The sequence below is a fragment of the Geodermatophilus sp. SYSU D00779 genome (genome assembly GCF_054050595.1).
Genome location: NZ_JBJGZQ010000071.1, coordinates 1 through 1,086, shown reverse-complemented (window position 1 = coordinate 1,086; position 1,086 = coordinate 1). Strand labels below are relative to the sequence as shown.

General features: G+C 70.4%; 1 protein-coding gene. It reads left to right on the top strand.

The genetic code is table 11. The annotated features are described in order from the left end of the window. Positions 1 to 108: 108 nt before the first annotated feature. Positions 109 to 1,074 carry an IS481 family transposase gene (locus ACI79G_RS24940; protein WP_456883718.1) on the top strand — a complete coding sequence of 322 codons (966 nt, stop codon included), beginning with the start codon at positions 109 to 111 and terminating at the stop codon, positions 1,072 to 1,074. Positions 1,075 to 1,086 lie beyond the last annotated feature (12 nt).

The window sequence follows — 1,086 nt, the reverse complement described above, 5'->3', positions numbered from 1 at the left end:
CTAGGTGTACTGAGCCAGGACGTTGGTAGCGGCGTGAGGGGTTGAGCGAGGGAGAACCTCCGAGTGGGGTGTGGCTTGTCGAAGGCCCACATCCACCCGGAGGTCCTCGTGACCCACGCTAATGCCCGCACCACCGTTCACGGCCGGAAGCTGATCGTCGCCAGGTATCTGGCCGGCTGGCGGCAGGCGCACATCGCCGCGGCGATGGGAATCTCGCGCCGGTGCGTGCGCACCTGGATTACCCGCTACCGAGCCCAGGGCGAGGCCGGGCTGGTCGACCGGCCCAGCCGCCCGCACACCAGCCCGCGGCGCACGCCGGTCGAGCTGGAGGACCGCATCGTCGAGCTGCGCCGCCGTCAGCGTCGGGGCCCGGCCTGGATCGGCGCCGAGCTGGGCGTGCCGGCCCGCACGGTCTCCCGCGTCCTGATCCGTCGCGGGGAACCGCCGCTGGCGGCACTGGACCCGATGACCGGTGCGGTGATCCGTGCCTCGAAGGTGACCGCGGTCCGCTACGAGCGGTCCCGGCCCGGCGAGCTGGTGCACATGGACGTCAAGAAGCTGGCCCGCATCCCCGACGGCGGTGGCTGGCGGGCGCACGGTCGAGCGGCCACCGTCGACCATCGGCACAAGCCGGTGCCGACCGGCTTTGACTACGTCCACTCGCTCATCGACGACCACTCTCGGCTGGCCTACTCCGAGATCCTGCCCGACGAGAAGGGCGTGACCTGCGCGGGCTTCCTCGTCCGCGCCGCGGCCTACTTCGCCGGCCACGGCATCACCGGGATCGAGCGGGTGATGACCGACAACGCCTGGGCCTACCGGTGGTCACTACGCGAGGTCATCGGCGCCCTCGGCGCCCGGCAGATGTTCATCCGCCCGCACTGCCCATGGCAGAACGGCAAGGTCGAACGGCTCAACCGCACCCTGATCACCGAGTGGGCCTACCGGCAGGCCTTCAGCAGCAACGTCGAGCGCACCGCCGCTCTTGCTCCGTGGATCGAGCACTACAACACTCAGCGCCGCCACAGCGCACTTGGTGGACGCCCGCCGATCAGCCGACTGGCACCAACCTGATGGCCCGGTACA